The sequence below is a fragment of the Rhodoferax sp. genome, from assembly GCF_018780565.1.
Lineage (GTDB): Bacteria > Pseudomonadota > Gammaproteobacteria > Burkholderiales > Burkholderiaceae_C > Rhodoferax.
Window position 1 is genome coordinate 155,184 of the sequence record NZ_JADMJN010000012.1, and the last position, 19,232, is coordinate 174,415.

Here is a 19,232-nt window from a genome sequence, read left to right on the forward strand (position 1 = left end):
CCTTGCGCTGCGGGCATCAGGTCTTACAGCTTTTCAGCTTCACCCTGGCGCGGTTGCCACTTCATCAGGCGCCGCTCCAAACGTCCCACGATCCCATCCAGGACCAGTGCGCAAGCCGTGAGCACCACAATGCCGGCGAACACGGTATTGACATCAAAGGTGCCTTCGGCCTGCAAAATCAGGTAGCCCACACCGCGTGCCGATCCCAGGTACTCGCCCACCACAGCCCCGACAAAAGCCAGACCCACCGAGGTGTGCAAGCTTGAAAAAACCCAGGCCGTGGCGCTGGGCAGGTACACGGTGCGAAGGAGTTGGCGCTGGTTGGCGCCCAACATGCGCGCGTTGGCCAGCACCACGGGACTCACCTCCTTGACGCCCTGGTAGACATTGAAGAACACAATGAAAAATACCAGCGTGACGGCAAGCGCCACTTTGCTCCAGATCCCCAAACCAAACCACAATGCAAAGATGGGCGCCAAAATGACCCGTGGCATGGAATTGGCGGCCTTGATGTAGGGCTCCAGGATGGCACTGGCCAGCGGCGACAGGGCCAGCCACAGACCGCACACCAGACCGAGCACGGTACCAATGCCAAAGGCCAGCACGGTTTCGAGCAAGGTCACACCCAAATGACTGTAGATATCGGCGCGACCCGGCAGACCATCCGGGAACAGCGAATTGCTTGCCATGTCAAAGGGCATGAACCAGGACCAGATGCGACCCACCACCTGCACCGGCTCACCCAAAAAAAATGCAATCTGCTGGTCACGCGAGGCCAGCTGCCACGCCAGCAGCACAATCACCAGAACGCCCGCCTGCCAGACCCGCAGATTCGTCTCTGAAGGTTGGAGCCATCGAAGAAGCTTCGTCAAGCTCATGCCGCCTTCAGGAGTTGCTGGGCATAGCCCTTGAGCACTTCGTCGCGCAATACATTCCAGATTTGCGTGTGCAGTTCGATGAAGCGGGGCTGGGCGCGCACCTCAGCGACATGACGTGGACGCGGCAAATCGATGACAAACTCGCCGATCGGGTGCGTGGCCGGTCCGGCAGACAGCACCACCACGCGGTCGCTCATGGCGATGGCCTCATCCAGGTCATGCGTAATAAACAGCACGGCCTTCCTCTTGGCCGCCCACAAGTCCAGCACCTCGTTTTCCATCAACTGGCGGGTCTGGATATCCAGCGCGCTGAAGGGTTCGTCCATCAGGATGATGTCCGGGTCCAGCGCCAGCACCTGTGCCAGGGCCGTGCGCTTGCGCATGCCACCGGAGAGTTGATGCGGATAATGATCGCCAAACGCACTCAGACCCACCCGTTGCAGCCACTCTTGCGCCTGCGCCCAAGCCTGTGCTTGCGGTACGCCACGGTATTGCAAACCCAGCATGACGTTGTCCAGCACGCTAAGCCATGGCATCAGGGCATCGGACTGAAACATGTAGCCCGCGCAGGTATTAATGCCTTGCAAGGGCTGACCAAATACACGCACTTCACCACCCGAAGGGGCCAGCAAACCTGCGCCGATATTGAGCAGTGTTGACTTGCCGCATCCCGTGGGACCAACGACCGAAACAAACTCGCCCGCCTTGATGCGCAGGGTCGTGTCCAGCACAGCGGTATAGCGCGCCCCCCCCGCATCACGCGCCTTGAAGACGCATGAAACACCAAGAAACTCGAGCGCGAAGTCAGTAGCGGTATCGGACATCCGTGCCTCAGGTCTTGAACCGCTCCTTGGCCTTCTTGACAAACTCGTTGGTGTAGGTTTTGGAAATATCGATCCGGTCGGCCTTGATCGTGGGGTCAAAACTGGCCAGCGCCCGCAAGGCGGTCCGCGGACCGTCATCCGCAAACATGCCGTCATTGGAAATGGCTTCACGCACCTTGTTGAAGGCCGCCAGGTACAAAGCCCGATCACCCAGAAGGTAGGACTCGGGTACCGTCTTGATGATGTCGCTGGGACCCGCCGTTTGCAGCCATTTCAAGCTGTGAACAATGGCGTGGGTCATGGCTTGCACGGTATTGGGATTTTTCTGTATGAACTCGGCCGGTGCGTACAGGCAACCTGCCGGCATGGGTCCCCCAAAAACATCCACCGTTCCTTTGAGCGTGCGCGTGTCGGCAATGATGCGGATCTCTCCCTTTTGTTCCAGCATGGTCATGACCGGATCGATATTGCTCATGGCATCAATCTGGCCGCTGCGGAACGCGGTCAAGGCCCCCGCCGCCGTGCCCACGCCGATGAAGCTCACATCGCCCGGTTTCAGCCCAGCGCGCGAAAGAATCAGATTGGCCACCATGTTGGTAGATGAACCAGGGGCCGAAACGCCGATTTTCTTGCCCTTGAGGTCAGTCACAGTCCGGTAATTCGGCATGGTTTTGGGGGAGATGCCCATCGATATCTGGGGCGCACGACCCTGCAGCACAAAAGCCTGGTATTTCTGCCCCTTGGACTGCAGATTGATGGTGTGCTCAAAGGCACCGGACACGACATCGGCCGAACCACCCACGACCGCCTGCAAAGCGCGCGAACCCCCGGCGAAATCACTGATTTCGACCTCCAGGCCTTCGGCCTTGAAATAGCCAAGCTGCTCCGCAATGGTCAGTGGCAGGTAATAAAAGGCGGCCTTGCCTCCTACGGCAATGGAAATCCGGGGCTTCTCCAGCCGCTGCTGGGCCCGCAGGGCAGGTGCGGCCAGGGAAGCAGCCGTCCATGCCACGGCGGAAACAAAGGTACGGCGATTGTGTTGACTGCTATTCATGGTGATACGTGATACATGGGCATGAGACTGAGCATAGTCAGCCACTCGAAATTGCGCATCGGGAACATCCCGAGCGGGTTTGTACTTAGGCAGCGAGACGGGGGGCGGCTGCGTTAGCGCCGATCCACCAGTGCGTGGGCGATAGTGCCCAGATCCACATACTCCAGTTCACTGCCCACAGGCACACCCCGGGCCAGGCGAGTCAGGCGCAGGCCCCGAGCCTTCAGCCCTTCACTGATGACATGGGCCGTAGCCTCACCCTCGGCCGTGAAATTGGTGGCGAGAATCACTTCGGCAACATGCCCGTCACAGGCACGCTCAAACAGTTTTTTAAGCCCAATATCCTTGGGACCGATGCCGTCCAGAGGACTGAGTTTGCCCATCAGCACGAAATACAGTCCCTTGTAGGCGCCGGTTCGCTCCACCGCAGACTGATCGGCGGGCGTCTCCACCACGCACAGCTTGGAGGCGTCGCGTTCGGGGTCAAGGCAGGTCGCACACACATCGGCTTGTGTGAAAGTATGGCAGCGCTCGCAATGCCGCACGGATTCGGCGGCAACCTGCAAGGCATGCGACAACTCCAGTGCACCCGGGCGATCATGTTGCAGCAAATGAAATGCCATGCGGGAAGCCGACTTGACGCCGACCCCCGGCAGACGGCGCAGCGCCTGAATCAGGACTTCAACGGAATTGGTATCAGCCACTCAGGGTCAGAACGGGAATTTCATGCCACCGGGCAGTCCGGGCATACCCGCCGTGAGCTTGCCCATTTTCTCGGCTGAAGTTTCTTCGGCCTTGCGCACAGCCGCATTGAATGCCGCCGCCACCAGGTCTTCCAGCATGTCCTTGTCCTCGGCCAGCAGGCTGGGGTCGATGGTGACCCGGCGCACGTCATGCTTGCAGGTCATGGTGACTTTGACGAGACCTGCGCCGGACTCGCCGGTGACTTCCACATTACCCAGCTCGTCCTGGGCCTTCTTCATGTTGTCCTGCATCGCCTGGGCCTGCTTCATAAGGCCGGCGAGTTGTCCTTTGTTGAACATGTGTATTCCTTGGTCTAAGTTGTGAATGAAGAGACTTTGAATCAGTCTGGGCAAGAGGGGCTGTATCAGCCCGGCTTGATGCTGCCGGGTACGATTTTCGCCCCAAAATCACGCATCATGGTCTGCACAAACGGATCGTCAAAAATGATTTTTTCGGCCGCCAGCTGCCGCTCGGCCGCCGCCGCCGCGTTGCGCCGGGCCGGGCTGTCGGTAACCCGTCCGATTTCCACCGCCAGGCGCACACCGTGGCCAGCGGCCTGCAAAGCAGTCACAAGGCGGTCACGGCTACCGGGCTGGTTGAGCGACTCGCGTTCCACCCGCAACAGCCATTGGTCGGTATCGCGCGCGATCAACTGCGACTGCAGCGCCAGTTCGCGCACCAGCGCCGTGATCGCCTCCCCGGCGATCAGCTGTTGCACCACCTGATGCCAGAACTCGCCTTCTTCGGTAGGAATCAACACAACCGCCGCAGACTGGCCGGCCACCACCTCGGTGCGCGAATCGGCCTGCACCCGCACCGGAATTGCCGCAATTTTGGAAGCATCCGATGCCGATTCCACGGGTGCTGCCGCCTCTTTTTTCTCAAGCCTTGGAGGCTGAGATGAGGCCATGGGCATGTTCACTACCGGAAGCTGCCGACCGGGTGGCGGTTTTGGCAACGGCTCCGGATTCGCTTCTATTTTGATAGCAATAGATGCATGTTCAACGAAGGCTTGAGCCACTTTAGGCTCCTGTTTCGGCTCATCTTCCCAAGGAGGCACCCGGGCCGGGCCTGCCGCAGGCGCAGACGGTACAGCCGTCACGGCCACCGGCGTGGTTTGCGCCGGGGGTGTGGGTCGGGCCAGCGGTCTGGGCGCCTCAATCAGAGTTTTTTTTTCAGCCAGTGGCTGATGCCCGCTGGCCGGTTTGAACGCCAGCAACCGCAGCAACACCATCGTCAGGGCCGCGTACTCGTCGGGCGCCAGACCCAGCTCGGCACGTCCGTGCAGGCAGATGCTGTAGAGCAGCTGCGTCTCGTCGGCCGGCATCATGGCAGCCAATCGCGCCATATCCGCAGCCTCCGGATCGGACTCATCGGTTTGCTCAACAGACGGCATGGCCTGCAACACTGCCATGCGCTGCAAAACCGTGCTCATTTCTTCCAGCGTGGACGCAGCACTCAGACCGTTCAGACGCAAGACCTCGGAGGTCTCAATCACTGTTTTGCCATCGCCCAGCGCCAGCGCCTCCAGGAGGCGAAACACATAGGAGCGGTCCACACTGCCCAGCATCTGGCGCACCGTGGCTTCCTCCAGTTGACCGGCTCCAAAGGCAATCGCCTGATCGGCCAGGCTCAAGGCATCGCGCATGGAACCACGCGCCGCACGGGCCAGCAGCCGCAGCGACTGCACATCGGCCTGTACATTTTCGGTTTGCAGCACTTTTTGCAGATGTTCGCGTATGGTCTCGGGCGCCATCGGACGCAGGTTGAACTGCAGACAACGCGAGAGCACGGTCACAGGAACCTTCTGCGGATCGGTGGTGGCAAGCACAAATTTCAGATAAGCGGGCGGCTCTTCCAGCGTCTTCAACATGGCGTTGAAGGCCGTGTTGGTGAGCATGTGCACCTCGTCGATCATGAACACCTTGAAGCGTCCCTGCACCGGCTTGTAAACCGCCTGCTCCAGCAGCGCCTGCACCTCGTCCACACCCCGGTTGGAAGCGGCGTCCAGCTCGGTGTAATCAACAAAACGACCTGAATCAATGTCGGTACAGGCCTGGCACACCCCACACGGCGTGGCGGTAATGCCGCCCTGCCCGTCAGGCCCCTGGCAATTCAGGGACTTGGCCAGGATGCGGGACACGGTGGTCTTGCCCACCCCACGGGTTCCGGTGAAAAGGTAGGCATGGTGCAGCCGTTGTGAACTCAGCGCATTGCTCAGGGCACGCACCACATGCTCCTGCCCCACCATTTCAGTGAAATTACGAGGGCGGTACTTGCGGGCGAGCACGAGATAGGACATGCAGGGATTCTAAGGCTGTCTGCCTGCGCGACCCGGCAGCGCCAATTGACAAAAAGCCTGTCGAGGTCGTTGAATTCGGTTCATAGTAGGCGTTCGCAAACCAACCCGAACCACCGAAACAAAGGACAAGCGATGGCAAGTTCGGCCAAACCCACCCCAAAGCCAAGCCCTAAGTCGGCGACAAAAAAAGTTGCCCAAGTGGCTGTCAAGACGGTCAAAACAGCCATACCCGCTGCCAAGTCAACTGCGGCATCAGCATCGGCCAAGGCCGAGCCTTCCCTGCGCTTTTACCATTCAAAAGCCCTGCGCGAAAAGACACACAGCGTGCTCTCGGCACTGGAGTCCAACCCAGACCACGCCCAGCACGGCGAAGCCATGGCCGATCTGGTGGCCGAGCTCACCGAAGCGGGCATGGACTATTACTTCATGAAACCACTCAAACTCGCCCAGGTCGGATTTGTGGGGGAGCAGTCCGCACGCTTGGGCATGTCCGGCGCGGTCAAGCTGATCAGCTCCGTCAGCCGGAATTACATTGTCCGCATGGACAAGACACAGCTTCTGGTGGTTGCCCGCTACATTCGGGAACTTGCCTGAGTGCATTTCCCGGGTTTAGCCACATGCAGATCGCCCGCTCTGGCCTTACAATATCGGCTGACGGGCCTTCCCGCATGGTAAAGCGGCCAACCGGGTCAGGTGGGGAACCAAGCAGCCCTAACTGTGGAGCCAGTGCCGGGGTCAAGGCTCGTCAACCTCATTTCTTCCTTCGTGCGGCTCGGAGAGTTCCCTCATTGAAGTCAATCACTGTTGCCCGCTGGTTTTTGGCCCTCATCGGGGGCTTCATCGCCACGGCGCAGGTCTTCGCACAGAACCCATCCGACCCAACCTTCCCCATTTTTTCCGTTACCGGAAACACCCCTGCATCGATTGAAGTTGGTTCCAAAATGGGGGTTCTGGTGGACAACGACAAGTCGCTGTCTCGCCAACAAGCCCTCCAACCAGGCCAAGCCTGGCAGACCATCACCCGTAAATCCCCCAATTTCGGGTTCACCGACCAGCCACACTGGTTTCGCTTCCAGATTGAAAATCAGGACGGGCAGGACGTCCAACGTTTCATCGAACTGCCAATTCCTTTCATCGACGATGTTCAGCTCTACCACTATGCGGGGGGCGTTCTCAAAACCAGCTACGCGTTGGGCGACGAAAAACCATTTGAACAACGCCCCGTCAAACATCAGAACTTCGTGATGCCGGTGAACCTTTCGCCAGGCACGAACCAGATTTACGTTCGACTGGCGTCTTCCGGCAGTGTAGAAGCGCCATTGCGAATCTGGGATCCAGTCAGGTTTCACGAAGCCAGTGATACCGAAAAGCTGCTTCAAGGCGGTGTGGCCGGGATTCTGCTGGTGATGATCGTCTATAACCTGTTTGTGTTCTTCTCCACCCGGGACATCAACTACGTCTACTACATTGCATTTGTGGCCAGCTACATGCTGTTTCACTTCACGCTGACCGGCTACACGTTTGCCTATCTCTGGCCCCATGCGATTCGCTGGAACAGCTTTGCGATATCAACCTTTATTGCCAGCTCGGCCGTCTTCACCTGTCTGTTTGCCAACAGCTTTCTGAAGTTGAAGCAGTTTTCACGACCCGCCCATTACGGTGTCAGCACGATGACGCTGGGAAGCGCCGTGCTGCTCATCGCCACCTTTTTTCTACCCTACAACCTGACGGTCCGCATCGGTGCGGCCATTGTCATGCCGGTGGCGATTACCGCACTGGTACTGGGCTACTGGCGCTGGTGGCGTGGCGCCAAATTCGCCCGCTTTTACTGTCTGGCCTGGACGGCGGTACTGGTCGGCATCAGTATTTTGAGTGCCAACAAGTTCGGCATGGTGCCGGCCAATGTGTGGACGGAAAACGCCTCCCAGATCGGGATTGTGATGCTGGTGGTCTTGCTGTCCATCACGCTGGCAGACCGCATCAATTCGGATCGATCCCTGCGCATTGGGGCCCAGGCGACCGCGCTGGCCCACGAACGCAGGGCACGCGCATCGCAGGAAGCCTTGATCAGGGGCAAAGAGGATGCCAACCGCAAGCTGGAGCAGCGCGTGAAGGCACGCACCACGGAGTTGAACAACACGCTGGATCAACTCAAGGTGGCCAACGACATGCTGCAGCTTTTGTCGCGTACCGATGGTCTGACCCAAATCGGCAACCGCGCTTTCTTTGATTCAGCGCTGAATGAAGAGCATCGGCGAGCCCTTCGCTCCCAAAACCCGCTGTCGCTGATTTTGTTTGATGTGGATCATTTCAAGGAAATCAACGACACCCATGGTCACCTCGGAGGCGATGCCTGCCTGCGCGCCCTGGCCAACCTCATCCGGCCCAGAATCAGCCGCGCGGGTGATGTCTTTGCGCGTTACGGCGGTGAAGAGTTTGTGGTGCTGCTTGCCAACAGCAAGCTGGAAAATTCGAGCGCGCTGGCCGAAACACTGCGCACTGAAATTGAAAATTTTCAAGTGGAATTTGAAGGAAAATCGATCCGTTTCACGGTCAGCTTTGGGGTCGCCGGTGGCGTACCGGACGCACGCACCAGCCCACAGGAATTCCTGGCTGCTGCAGATCGCATGCTGTACCAGGCCAAGCGCGACGGCAGAAACTGTGTCAAAAGTACATCGGTCGCGCTCTCAACCGCGCCGCAAACGGTGGTGTAAAACTGCGCTGCGGTCTCTCGCATCAGCTTTTTCGACGCGCCTTCCAGGCTCCAAACACAATCACCAGCCCGGGGATGAGGATCATGGCCCAGATGATCTTGTCCAGGTGCGCTTTGACGAACGGAAAGTTGCCAAAGAAGTAGCCAATGGTGATGATCCCCACCACCCACAATGCGCCGCCGGTCACATCGTAAAAAGTGAATTTGGCCCGGTTCATCTTGGCTACACCCGCCACAAATGGGGCAAAGGTGCGCAAAAACGGCATGAAACGTGCCGCCACCAGCGTGATGCCGCCATAGCGCTCATAAAAATCATGGGCCCGATCGAAAGCGGCTTTGTTGAAAAATCTGGAGTTCTCCCACTTGAAAACCCGCGGACCGAAATACCGGCCCACGGCGTAATTGGACTGGTTGCCCAGTATGGCAGCCGCCAGCAGCAAACTCACCGACATCGGGTAACTCATCAAGCCGACACCGCACATGGCACCCACCACAAACAGCAGGGAATCACCGGGAAGAAAGGGCATTACCACCACGCCGGTCTCGACGAAGATCACCAAAAACAGCAGGGCATAAACCCACATGCCGTAATTGCGTACAAAAGTCTCCAGGTATTTATCGACGTGGAGAATGAAGTCAAAGAGAAAGGTCACAAGTTCCATGGGGCTGGATTATCCCTGCACTCTAAAATATCCTTGTGAACGCAGTCCTTTCCCCTTCCCCCCGCCGTCCCATTCGCGAACTGCCCGACGAGTTGATCAGCCAGATTGCCGCCGGTGAGGTGGTGGAGCGCCCCGCCTCGGTGGTGCGCGAACTGGTGGACAACGCACTGGACGCTGGCGCCACGCAGATCACCGTGCGCCTGCTGGCCGGTGGTGTGCGCTTGATTTCGGTCGAGGATGATGGCGCCGGTATTCTGCGGGAAGAATTGCCGATTGCCCTCAAACGCCACGCCACCAGCAAAATCAGCAGCCTGCATGACCTGGAGTCGGTCAGCACCATGGGATTTCGTGGCGAGGCCCTCGCCGCTATAAACTCAATAGCAGACTGCGCAATCATGTCAAGAGCCAGCGGCCAATCGAATGCTTATTTTCTCGATGGACGCAGCGGCGAACTCAAACCCGTGGCGCGAAGCACCGGCACGACGGTGGAGGTGAAGGAACTGTTTTTCAGCACGCCGGCGCGGCGCAAGTTTCTCAAGACCGATGCAACGGAACTGGCGCATTGCATCGAGTCGGTGCGACGCCATGCGCTGGCGCGCCCGGATGTCGGCTTTGCGATCTGGCACGAAGGCAAGCTGGTGGAGCAATGGCGACGCTGCGAAACACAGGGCGGCGACCCGATGGTGGCGCTGGACCAGCGTCTGGCCGATGTGCTGGGCAGCGATTTTGTGGAGCGCTCGGTGCTGGTGGACTACCGCACCAGCAGCAAAAACCACCTTGAAACCGCCCCCATTGTGCGGGTTCGCGGTCGTGCCGGCATTCCGGACGCGGCCCGTTCGCGCGCCGACCAGCAGTTTTGCTATGTCAACGGCCGCTTTGTGCGCGACAAGGTGCTCACCCATGCCGGACGCAGCGCCTACGAAGATGTGCTGCATGGCCACCGTCAGCCGGTCTACGCGCTGTACATCGAGATTGACCCGACCCGGGTGGACGTCAACGTGCACCCTACCAAGATCGAAGTGCGTTTTCGCGACAGCCGCGAAGTGCACCAGGCGGTACGCCATGCGGTCGAAGATGCACTTGCTGCGCCGCGCGCCGGCGGTGCTGCCACCCCGCTGCTACCCACCGAGGCACCGACGCCCGCAGTCACAGCCCCCATGTACAGCGCGCAGCCCGCCATGAATTTCGCGGCGAAGCAAGACCACTGGGGGCACCGGGTCAGCGAGGTGGGGGCCTTGTGGCAAAAGAGCGCTTCCGCGCCAGCCTCGGTTGCGAGCACACCGCAAGCCTTGCCGTCCGGCAATTGGCCGCTGGGCAAAGCCTTGGCCCAGTTGCAGGGTGTTTACATACTGGCTGAGAATGCCCAGGGTCTTGTGATCGTGGACATGCATGCGGCGCACGAGCGGATCGTCTACGAGCGTCTGAAAAATCAGCTGTCATTGCAGGACATGGAAAGTGGCGCTGCGCCGGGCACGACCCTGCCCGGTCTGGCCAGCCAGCCCTTGCTGATTCCAGCCACGTTTGCCGCGACACCCTCGGAGGTGGCCACCGCAGAAGCCCACATCGAAACGCTGCGAACGCTGGGCCTGGAGATTACGCCTTTTTCCGCCAAGACCCTGGCGGTGCGCGCCGTCCCCACCACCCTGATACAGGGTGACGCTACCGAACTGGCCCGCAGCGTGCTGGCAGAGTTGGCCCAGCACGAAGCCAGCACCGTCATCCAGCGCGCACACAACGAACTGCTGGCCACCATGGCCTGTCACGGCGCGGTGCGCGCCAACCGGCGGCTGACGCTTGAAGAGATGAATGCGCTGCTACGTCAAATGGAAGAAACCGAGCGCTCGGACCAGTGCAACCACGGCCGGCCCACCTGGCGCCAGCTGGGCATGCGCGAACTCGACAATTTGTTCCTGCGCGGACGCTGATTCCAGGCCTACCGGGCTTGCTGTTCAGGGGCCACGAGCGGCAAGTGCACTTCAAACACAGTGCCAAGCCCGAGTTCGGATTGCACACGGATGGAGCCACCCAGGGTTTTCTGCACCAGGTTTTCTACGATGCCCATGCCCAAGCCGGAACCACCCTTGCCTTTTTTGGTGCTGAAGAAGGGCTCGAACATGCGGGTCAGGTTTTCAGGGGAAATACCCACGCCATTGTCGGAAAAATTCAGCCAGACTTCGTCATCGACAACATGGGCGCTGATGGTCAGCACACCGTCATTGCGGCCTTCAAAGGCGTGAATGTAGGCGTTGTTGATCAGGTTGATGGCCACCTGCCCCAATGCCCCGGGCAGACTGTCCATGGTGATACCAGAGGGGATATCGATGACAACCTTGTGCGGATGGCGTTTCAGGCTCGGTGCCAGGGTGTCGACGATTTCTCCCACCATGATCGCCAGATCAAACGAGCGCCGCTGCTCACTGGCGTGGTCATTGGCCACCTGCCTGAAATTCTTCAACAAATCGACGGCGCGCTGCAGGTTTCGCTGCATCAGGTCGTTGCCCTCATGCACGGTTTTGACAAAGTTCGTGAGGTCGGAGCGTTTGAGCTGGTTGGCCTCAATCGCTTTTTCAAACACTGTCCCTTGATCGCTCAGGGTGCCGGCCATCATCAGGCTGTTGCCCAGGGGCGTACTGAGTTCGTGCGAAACGCTGGCAATCAGGGTGCTCAAGGCAGCCTTGGTTTCACTGCGGGCCAGCTCGTCCTGAGAGCGGTGCAGCTTGTCCAGCGCAGCCTCCAACTCAGCCGTGCGTTCCCTGACCCGCATCTCCAGTGTGTCGTTCAACTCACGAATGCGATTTTCTGCGGCAACCTTCTCCGTCACGTCAAGCACCAAGGCAAAAAGTCCGGTCACTTGGCCGTGGTCGTATTCCGGCACCACTTCGACATCGACAATGCGCTTTTGCCCGGTCTGCGGGTCGCGGTTGATGCGGCGATAACTTCCCGCCTCGCCAGCCAGACAACTGTCCCATTTTTCCATCAAGGCAGCCCGCGCCTCCTCGGGAACGTAGTCGGCAATGTTGCGCCCCACGAGGTCTTCCGGTTTGGCGCCAAACAATTCACCGTAACGCTTGTTGCCAAAGCGAAGACGCGACTGCGCATCAAAGGAGGCCAGTGCAGCAGGCACGTTCTCCATGATCATCTCAAGGTCACGTTCGCGTTGCGCCAACGTTCGGGCTTTTTGGGCCATTTCCTGCGCCAGCGCCAGAGCGTGATCTCGCCCCGCGGCCAGACTGCGGTAAGCGACGGAAGTCAGCACACTGATGGCGATCAGGGTCCCCATCACCGTGGACCCCACAACCAGTACGCTGGCACGCGGACTGGGGTTGTAAAAGCCCAGCAGCTCGGCGGCACTCAGTCCAAGCATCAGGACAATCGTCGCGCCCGTGATTCCGATCAACCACCGGTCCCCCATGATCCAGCCGGTCAATACGAGCAGGAGGGCATAAATCAGGAGATTGGCGCTGTGCACGCCCGCGAACGACACGGTCAATGCCGAAGTCGCAATCCAGATGCCCACGATCAAGACCACGGCACCACGTCGCACCGAACGGCGCAGCTGAAAATAACTCAGCCCGATGATGGTCACAAAAATGGGGAAAAAAACGGCACGCGAAAGTGAGTAGCTGGCGCCAAAAACAAGCCCCAGAAAAGTCAACACACAAATCAGCAAAAGTGCCAGTTGCACGCCATACAGAAAACGTCGGTAGTTGACGTTTTCATCGGCCAAATCAGGTTCTCGGGGATGAATTTTCATTGAATTGGAATCTTGACAGGTAGTTTCGTTGACCTTGGCGGACAGGTCAAGATTCAAGGGTGATTGTCGCCGGTCTGATCTGCTACGCTTGACGCAATGCCCGCAACGACCGTACCCCCAACCACCGCGATGCAACCCGGCTTGATCGTCCTGATTCTGTCGCTGCTCCTGGGTCTGCAACCCATCACCACCGATTTGTACCTGCCGGCCCTGCCTGCGCTCACCGAGGGCTTTGGCGCGCACATGGGGCAAGCGCAGTTGACGCTGACGGCCTTGCTGCTGGCCTTTGGTCTCTCACAACTGATCTGGGGGCCCCTGTCGGACCGGTTTGGCCGACGCCCCATCCTGCTGATCGGCATGTCGGCTTATGTGCTGGCATCTGTCGGCAGCACCCTGGCCTCGACCATGGACATGCTGATTGTGTGGCGTACCGTGCAAGGCGCTGCCATGGGTGCCGGCGTGATGTGCGCCCGGGCCATCGTGCGTGACCTGTACAGTCCTGTTCAGGGTGCACGCGTCATGTCCAAGGGGCTCACAGGCCTGGGTGTCATTGCCTGCCTGAGTGCCCCATTGGGGGGCATGTTGTCAGATGTGTTTGGCTGGAGGGTGGCATTGCTGGCACTGGCCATCTTTGGCGCCATATGCCTCACCATGGTGGCCTGTCGCTTCAAGGAAACCGTGCCGCAAAAAAATCTGCTGGCCCTTCAACCCGCGACACTCCTGAACACCTGGCTTGGCATCCTGCGCAACCCCACGTTCTGGGCCTTCTCGGCGCTGTCCACCACCTCCTACGGGGGGTTGTTCACTTTTCTGGCATCGTCTTCCTTTGTGTTCATCAAGGTGCTGGGATTCAGCAAGACGCAGTACGGGCTGGTGATGTTTTCCTCGTCCCTGGCTTACATCACGGGCACGATCATCTGCCGACGCTTGCTGCCGCGTTTTGGCGTGCGTCGCTCGGTGGCCATCGCCGGAGCGTTCTCGCTGACGGGCGGCACCCTCATGGGTGGACTGGCACTGGCGGGCGTGCACACGGGCTGGGCCATCATGCTGCCGCTGTACCTGTTCATGCTGGGTCACGGCGTACACCAACCCTGCGGCCAGAGCGGCGCAGTGGGACCTTTCCCGCAAGCCGCAGGCGCGGCCTCCGCCATGAATGGCTTTTTGATGATGATTGCGGCCTTTGCCATGGGTGGCTGGCTGGGCACACACATGGACGGCACGGTTTTCCCGCTGGCCTTTGGCATCTGGTTCTGGAGCGTGCTGATTGCGCTGGCGGCGTGGACGCTGGTGCAACAGCATGGAAAAACCGGTGAACGTTAAAGCCCCGCTGCGCTACCTGGCACTGGCCGGTCCCACGGCCTCGGGCAAGACGGCTGCCGCCCTGGCCATTGCCAGCGAACATGACACCGAGATTGTCAGCGTGGACTCGGCCCTGGTCTACCGCGGCATGGACATCGGCACCGCCAAACCCACGCGCGCCGAACTGGCGGCTGTGCCGCACCACCTGATCGATATTCGCGACCCCCTGCAAGCCTACAGCGCGGCCGAGTTTGTGACAGACGCCACGGCCCTGATTGCCGACATCAACGCACGTGGCAAGCTGGCACTGCTGGTGGGTGGGACGATGCTTTACTTCAAGGCGCTGCTGCAAGGGCTGGACCCCATGCCCAAAGCCGACCCCGCTATCCGGGCCGCGCTGGAAGATGAAGCGCGCGAAAAAGGCTGGCCCGCCATGCACGCCGCCCTGGCCCTGGTGGACCCGGTGACGGCGGCACGCTTGAACCCGGCGGATTCGCAGCGCATCTCCCGGGCGCTGGAGGTGTTTCGGGCATCGGGCTTGCCGCTGTCGTCCTTTCATACTACAAAATCAATAGGTGACAAGGCATATTCCACGGGGGCCAGTGGCTTAAATGATGCTGAACCGGCGGGCATTGAGCGCATGCTGATCTCGCTGGAGCCGCTGGACCGCGCCTGGCTGCATCAGCGCATCGCCCAGCGCTTTGATGCCATGCTGGCCAGCGGTTTTCTGGACGAAGTGAAAGCCTTGCGTGCGCGCGGCGACCTGAACCCGGATTTGCCCTCCATGCGCTGTGTCGGCTACCGCCAGGCCTGGGAGGCACTGGAAGGTCAGTGGCCCATGTCCGAGTTGCGCGACAAAGGCATCTTTGCAACGCGCCAGCTCGCCAAACGGCAAATCACGTGGCTGCGCGCCATGCCCGAACGCCATGTCGTGGCCTGCGACCAGGCTGGCGCGCTGCAACAGGTGCTGGCGCTGGCGCAAACCTTTCAGAGCGCACGCCCATGAGCCTGATCGTCCGTGGGCTGGGCAAACACTATGGCGACGTGGCTGTGTTCAGCAACGTATCCCTGGAGGTGGCGCCCGGCGAATTCATCGCCATCGTGGGCGAATCGGGCGTAGGCAAATCCACCTTGCTGAACTGCATGGCCGGACTGGACAGCTGGGACAGCGGAACGGTGCACCTGCAGGGCGCCGATCTGGGGCAGCTTGATGATGACCAGCGCGCACAGCTTCGTCGCCGGCAGGTGGGCTTTGTGTTCCAGGCTTTTCATGTGTTGCCGCACCTGGATGTGGCGCAAAACGTGGGCCTGCCTTTGCTGCTGTTGGGTGAAGGCAAAGCCCCTGGCACCAATGCCCGCGTGCAGGCCATGCTGGATGCGGTGGGGCTGCATGGTCTGGGCGAGAGACTGCCCCAGCAACTCAGCGGAGGACAGCTGCAACGCGTCGCCATCGCGCGCGCCCTGGTTCACCGACCGGCCCTGCTGCTGGCCGACGAGCCCACCGGCAACCTCGACCCCGGCACCGCCACGCGGGTGCTCGATGCCCTGATCGGGCAGACCCGCGAGCACGGCGCCGCCCTGGTGCTGGTGACGCACTCTGAAGCCGCTGCGGCGCGGGCCGATCGCGTGCTGCATCTCAGCAGCACGGGAATACGCTAGCGCCCCTGGCACGGCCAAGGTTCAATCAATCCTCAGGCGCTGCGCACCGCCGCTGGCGCGCTTCTTGGGCAAGGTCAGTGTGAGCACCCCGTTGTCGTATTTGGCGTTGGCCTGGTCCTGGTCAATGTCCAGCGGCAGCTGAAAACTGCGCGACACCGCGCCAAAGTAGCGCTCACTGCGCAGCATTTTTTCGTTTTCACCCGTGCTGTCCTGCTGCTTCACCTCGGCGCGCAGGGTCACCACATTGCCATCCAGTGACACGTGAATGTCTTCTTTGCGCACACCCGGCACTTCGGCGTGCACGGTGTAGACCTTGTCAGTTTCCTTCACATCCACCTTGATCTGGGCCGGGCTTGGCAAGGAATCCCCGTGCAGGGGCTTGACGTAAAAACCAGGTGCGACATCCCGGAAAAAATCGTCCAGAAGACCGCCACGGCTGATCAATGAATTCATTTGCTCTCTCCTTTGAAAAAAAACGTCTGGGTTGCTTCCCACGGCACTATCGCCACAGGCCGGCTTTTCCAATGTAGAGATGGTGGCTACGGTTCTCAAGAGGCACATCACGGGAGTTTGATGCAGATCAACCGCGTGGCCTGGCCGTGTACGTCCACGCCCCCGACAGGGTCCGGGGGGCTCATCCAGCCCTTCCCTATACTGTCTTGTGCTCGCCCTTCTTCAAACCTTTTCCTGGCAAGAGTTGCGCCACCATCCCTGGCGCAACGCAGCGGCCATGGTGGCGGTGATGCTGGGTGTGGCGCTGGCTTTTTCGGTCCACCTGATCAACGCCTCGGCGCTGGATGAATTCTCCCAGGCGGTGCGCTCCGTCAATGGCCAGCCGGACGTGGAACTGCGCGGCATCCAGGGCCGCATTGACGAGGCCCTGTATCCACGCGTGGCCCGGCTGGCGCAAGTAGCCCTGGCTTCCCCGGTTCTGGAGATCAACACCTATGCGCAGGACGCCGCGGGGCAACGGGTGCTGCTGCGTGTACTGGGGGTGGACGCGCTGGTCATTGCCGCCCTTGCACCGGCCCTCATGCCGCAGCCGGCTGTGGGTGCTGAGCGCATGGCGATCTTCTTGCCCAACACTGTTTTTTTGAATGCCAGCGCTGCCCAGCGCCTGGGCAACACCGGCCTGCAATTGCAAAGCGCCCTCCAACTCAAGCCGGTGAAAGTGGCCGGCCGCGTCAGCGCCGCAGGCCCACCCCTGGCAGTGATGGACATCGGTGCGGCGCAGGACCTGTTTGACAAGCAGGGGCAGCTCTCACGCATTGACATTCGTCTGCACCCCGGGGTCGACCGGACCCGCTTTGTGCATGACCTGCAAAGCTCCCCCGACTGGCCCGCCCAAGTCCATGTGGCGCAACCCGGTGATGCACAAAGTCGAATCAGCAACCTGTCCCGGGCCTACCGTGTGAACCTCACCGTGCTGGCCCTGGTGGCCCTGTTCACCGGGGCGTTTCTGGTGTTCTCCGTTTTGTCCCTGAGCGTGGCCAGACGCGCCCAGCAATTCGCTCTGCTGGCGGTGCTGGGCCTGAGCGGGCGCGAGCGCCTGGCACTGGTTATGTGGGAGTCGCTGGCGTTAGGCCTGGTGGGCAGCCTGGCTGGTGTGGCCCTGGGCACAGGCTTGGCGGCGCTCGCCTTGCGGCTGCTCGGCGGCGATCTGGGGGGCGGCTTCTTCGCCGGCGTGGCACCCAGCCTGCAGTGGAGTGCGTGGGCCGCCGTCGCGTATGGGGTTCTGGGTGTGATGGCCGCCCTGGTGGGCGGCTGGTGGCCGGCACGGCAAGCGCAAGGCTTGCCGCCAGCGCAAACGCTCAAGGGACTGGGCGCAGGCCTCGTGACACGGCGAAGTCACTGGCTTGGTATTATTTTGATAGCGGCTGGCACCCTATTGGCGAGGGCTCCTGCCATTTTTGATATTCCCCTGGCAGCCTATGTATCGGTTGCCCTGCTGCTGCTGGGCGGCATCATCACCTTGCCCTGGCTGATTGCTCTGCTGCTGAATCAGCTGGCGCCGCAGGTGGCGCGCCACCCGCTGCCACTGCTTGCGGTGGAGCGTGCGCGCCGGGTCCGCGAAAGTGCCGCGGTGGCCATCAGCGGCGTGGTGGCATCGCTGAGCCTGGCCGTTGCCCTGACGGTGATGGTGGCCAGTTTCAGGGGCTCGGTGACCCAGTGGCTGGATGTGATCCTGCCCGCCGAGTTGTATGTGCGCACCGCCACGGCCAGCAGTGCTGGCGATGCGGCTTACTTCACACCAGAATTTGTACAAGCCGTGGCAAGGCTGGATGCCATCCAGAAAGTGACCGTGCAGCGCAGCAGCCAACTGCTGCTGGACGCCCACCGCCCAGCCGTCACACTGATCGCGCGCCCTCTGCCCGACCCGGCCAGGAACCTGCCGCTGGTCGGCCCGGCGCTGGCAGTGCCGGAAGGACGAATTGGCATCTACGTGAGCGAAGCGATGGTCGACCTGTATGGGGCACACCCTGGCCAGGACTTCACGCCACTATCGGCACATTTCAAGACTCTTTCCCCTGTCAATCAAACCTCAATAGCTACATTTTTCATAGCAGGCATATGGCGCGACTACGCACGCCAGTCGGGCGCCGTGGTCATGAACTTGAGCGACTTCCAGCGCCTGAGCGGCGACCAGAGGGCCAATGACCTGGCCCTCTGGCTGCGGGCCGATGCGGACCCGGCGTCCGTGCAGCAAGCCATTCGTGCAGTGGCTGGCGAAGGCTCCGGGGGACTGATCGAATTCGCCTCGGCGCGCGAGATACGGGCCATTTCCCTGAAGATCTTTGACCGCAGCTTTGCCGTGACCTACTGGCTGCAGGCCGTGGCCATCGCCATCGGTCTGTTTGGCGTGGCCGCAAGCTTCAGCGCCCAGGTACTGGCAAGGCGCAAGGAATTTGGACTGCTTGCCCACCTGGGACTGACGCGCCGGCAAATTCTCACTGTGGTGGCCCTGGAGGGCGCCGCCTGGACAACGCTGGGCGCCATGGCTGGCTTGGGGCTGGGGCTGGCCGTGTCGGTGGTGCTGGTGCATGTGGTGAACCCACAGAGCTTTCACTGGACCATGGATTTATTGCTGCCCTGGACGCGCCTGATTGCCTTGTGCCTGGCTGTGGTGGCAGCCGGTACCGTGACAGCCTGGCTCGCTGGACGCTCGGCAGCGGCCCGGGACGCAGTGCTGGCGGTCAAGGAAGACTGGTGAGAATCAGTTGTGCAGCGCCGCATCCGGGCCTGTGGCTTGAACGCGCAACTTTCGGATGAGGTCATCACACGCCAAGGCACCCTGCACGAAATCAAAAGCCGCCAGTGCCGCATCCAGCGCCTCAAGCTCGCC

The 19,232-nt window shown here is 60.8% G+C and carries 16 protein-coding genes and 1 other RNA gene; 8 read left to right on the plus strand and 9 right to left on the minus strand.

Annotation, left to right across the window (positions count from 1 at the left end; translation table 11 throughout):
• Window positions 1–23 precede the first annotated feature (23 nt).
• The 6 genes from IV109_RS17060 to dnaX form a co-directional block, all read right to left on the minus strand.
• Complete coding sequence (locus tag IV109_RS17060) at window positions 24–878, minus strand: ABC transporter permease (protein ID WP_296699510.1); 855 nt, start codon at window positions 876–878, stop codon at window positions 24–26.
• On the minus strand, window positions 875–1,702 hold the full coding sequence (locus tag IV109_RS17065) for an ABC transporter ATP-binding protein (RefSeq protein WP_296699513.1): 828 nt from the start codon (window positions 1,700–1,702) through the stop codon (window positions 875–877). Before IV109_RS17065 ends, IV109_RS17060 begins: the two co-directional genes overlap by 4 nt.
• A 7-nt stretch (window positions 1,703–1,709) precedes the next feature.
• Window positions 1,710–2,756, minus strand: a complete 1,047-nt coding sequence (locus tag IV109_RS17070) for an ABC transporter substrate-binding protein (RefSeq protein ID WP_296699516.1) — start codon at window positions 2,754–2,756, stop codon at window positions 1,710–1,712.
• A gap of 113 nt (window positions 2,757–2,869) precedes the next feature.
• Complete coding sequence (gene recR, locus IV109_RS17075; RefSeq protein ID WP_296699519.1) at window positions 2,870–3,460, minus strand: recombination mediator RecR; 591 nt, start codon at window positions 3,458–3,460, stop codon at window positions 2,870–2,872.
• Between the two features lie 6 nt (window positions 3,461–3,466).
• The gene (locus IV109_RS17080) at window positions 3,467–3,799 is read right to left on the minus strand and encodes a YbaB/EbfC family nucleoid-associated protein (RefSeq protein WP_296699523.1); all 333 of its coding nucleotides are present in this window, start codon (window positions 3,797–3,799) and stop codon (window positions 3,467–3,469) included.
• A gap of 65 nt (window positions 3,800–3,864) precedes the next feature.
• A complete protein-coding gene (dnaX, locus tag IV109_RS17085) occupies window positions 3,865–5,802 on the minus strand; it encodes a DNA polymerase III subunit gamma/tau (RefSeq protein WP_296699526.1) in 1,938 nt (645 codons plus the stop codon).
• Between the two features lie 198 nt (window positions 5,803–6,000).
• Here dnaX and IV109_RS17090 point away from each other — a divergent pair, with 198 nt between their 5' ends.
• The 3 genes from IV109_RS17090 to IV109_RS17100 all read left to right on the plus strand — a co-directional run bounded on the left by IV109_RS17090 (window position 6,001) and on the right by IV109_RS17100 (window position 8,516).
• Entirely contained in the window at window positions 6,001–6,396 is a 396-nt protein-coding gene (locus tag IV109_RS17090; protein ID WP_296699529.1) for a hypothetical protein, read from the plus strand.
• Between the two features lie 59 nt (window positions 6,397–6,455).
• An RNA gene (gene ffs / locus IV109_RS17095) (signal recognition particle sRNA small type) lies at window positions 6,456–6,552 on the plus strand.
• 38 nt (window positions 6,553–6,590) lie between these two features.
• Entirely contained in the window at window positions 6,591–8,516 is a 1,926-nt protein-coding gene (locus tag IV109_RS17100) for a diguanylate cyclase (RefSeq protein WP_296699532.1), read from the plus strand.
• Window positions 8,517–8,538: 22 nt separating this feature from the next.
• Here the strand turns inward: IV109_RS17100 and IV109_RS17105 are convergent, their stop codons facing one another.
• Complete coding sequence (locus tag IV109_RS17105) at window positions 8,539–9,177, minus strand: VTT domain-containing protein (RefSeq protein ID WP_296699536.1); 639 nt, start codon at window positions 9,175–9,177, stop codon at window positions 8,539–8,541.
• Window positions 9,178–9,212: 35 nt separating this feature from the next.
• On the opposite strand from IV109_RS17105, the gene mutL reads away from it, so the two are divergent.
• The gene (gene mutL, locus IV109_RS17110) at window positions 9,213–11,102 is read left to right on the plus strand and encodes a DNA mismatch repair endonuclease MutL (RefSeq protein ID WP_296699539.1); all 1,890 of its coding nucleotides are present in this window, start codon (window positions 9,213–9,215) and stop codon (window positions 11,100–11,102) included.
• An 8-nt stretch (window positions 11,103–11,110) separates the two neighbouring features.
• Here the strand turns inward: mutL and IV109_RS17115 are convergent, their stop codons facing one another.
• Window positions 11,111–12,931, minus strand: a complete 1,821-nt coding sequence (locus IV109_RS17115) for an ATP-binding protein (RefSeq protein WP_296699541.1) — start codon at window positions 12,929–12,931, stop codon at window positions 11,111–11,113.
• Between the two features lie 96 nt (window positions 12,932–13,027).
• On the opposite strand from IV109_RS17115, the gene IV109_RS17120 reads away from it, so the two are divergent.
• The 3 genes from IV109_RS17120 to IV109_RS17130 are packed head-to-tail and all read left to right on the plus strand — an operon-like array spanning window position 13,028 to window position 15,889.
• The gene (locus IV109_RS17120) at window positions 13,028–14,251 is read left to right on the plus strand and encodes a multidrug effflux MFS transporter (protein WP_296699546.1); all 1,224 of its coding nucleotides are present in this window, start codon (window positions 13,028–13,030) and stop codon (window positions 14,249–14,251) included.
• A complete protein-coding gene (gene miaA, locus IV109_RS17125; RefSeq protein ID WP_296699548.1) occupies window positions 14,229–15,236 on the plus strand; it encodes a tRNA (adenosine(37)-N6)-dimethylallyltransferase MiaA in 1,008 nt (335 codons plus the stop codon). Before IV109_RS17120 ends, miaA begins: the two co-directional genes overlap by 23 nt.
• Window positions 15,233–15,889: an ABC transporter ATP-binding protein gene (locus IV109_RS17130; RefSeq protein ID WP_296699550.1), complete on the plus strand. Its 657-nt coding sequence runs from the start codon at window positions 15,233–15,235 to the stop codon at window positions 15,887–15,889. Before miaA ends, IV109_RS17130 begins: the two co-directional genes overlap by 4 nt.
• 21 nt (window positions 15,890–15,910) lie before the next feature.
• Here the strand turns inward: IV109_RS17130 and IV109_RS17135 are convergent, their stop codons facing one another.
• Window positions 15,911–16,342 carry an Hsp20/alpha crystallin family protein gene (locus IV109_RS17135; RefSeq protein WP_296699552.1) on the minus strand — a complete coding sequence of 144 codons (432 nt, stop codon included), beginning with the start codon at window positions 16,340–16,342 and terminating at the stop codon, window positions 15,911–15,913.
• 208 nt (window positions 16,343–16,550) lie between these two features.
• On the opposite strand from IV109_RS17135, the gene IV109_RS17140 reads away from it, so the two are divergent.
• Window positions 16,551–19,100, plus strand: coding sequence for an ABC transporter permease (locus IV109_RS17140; protein WP_296699555.1), 2,550 nt, complete (start codon window positions 16,551–16,553; stop codon window positions 19,098–19,100).
• The last annotated feature ends 132 nt before the right edge of the window (window positions 19,101–19,232 follow it).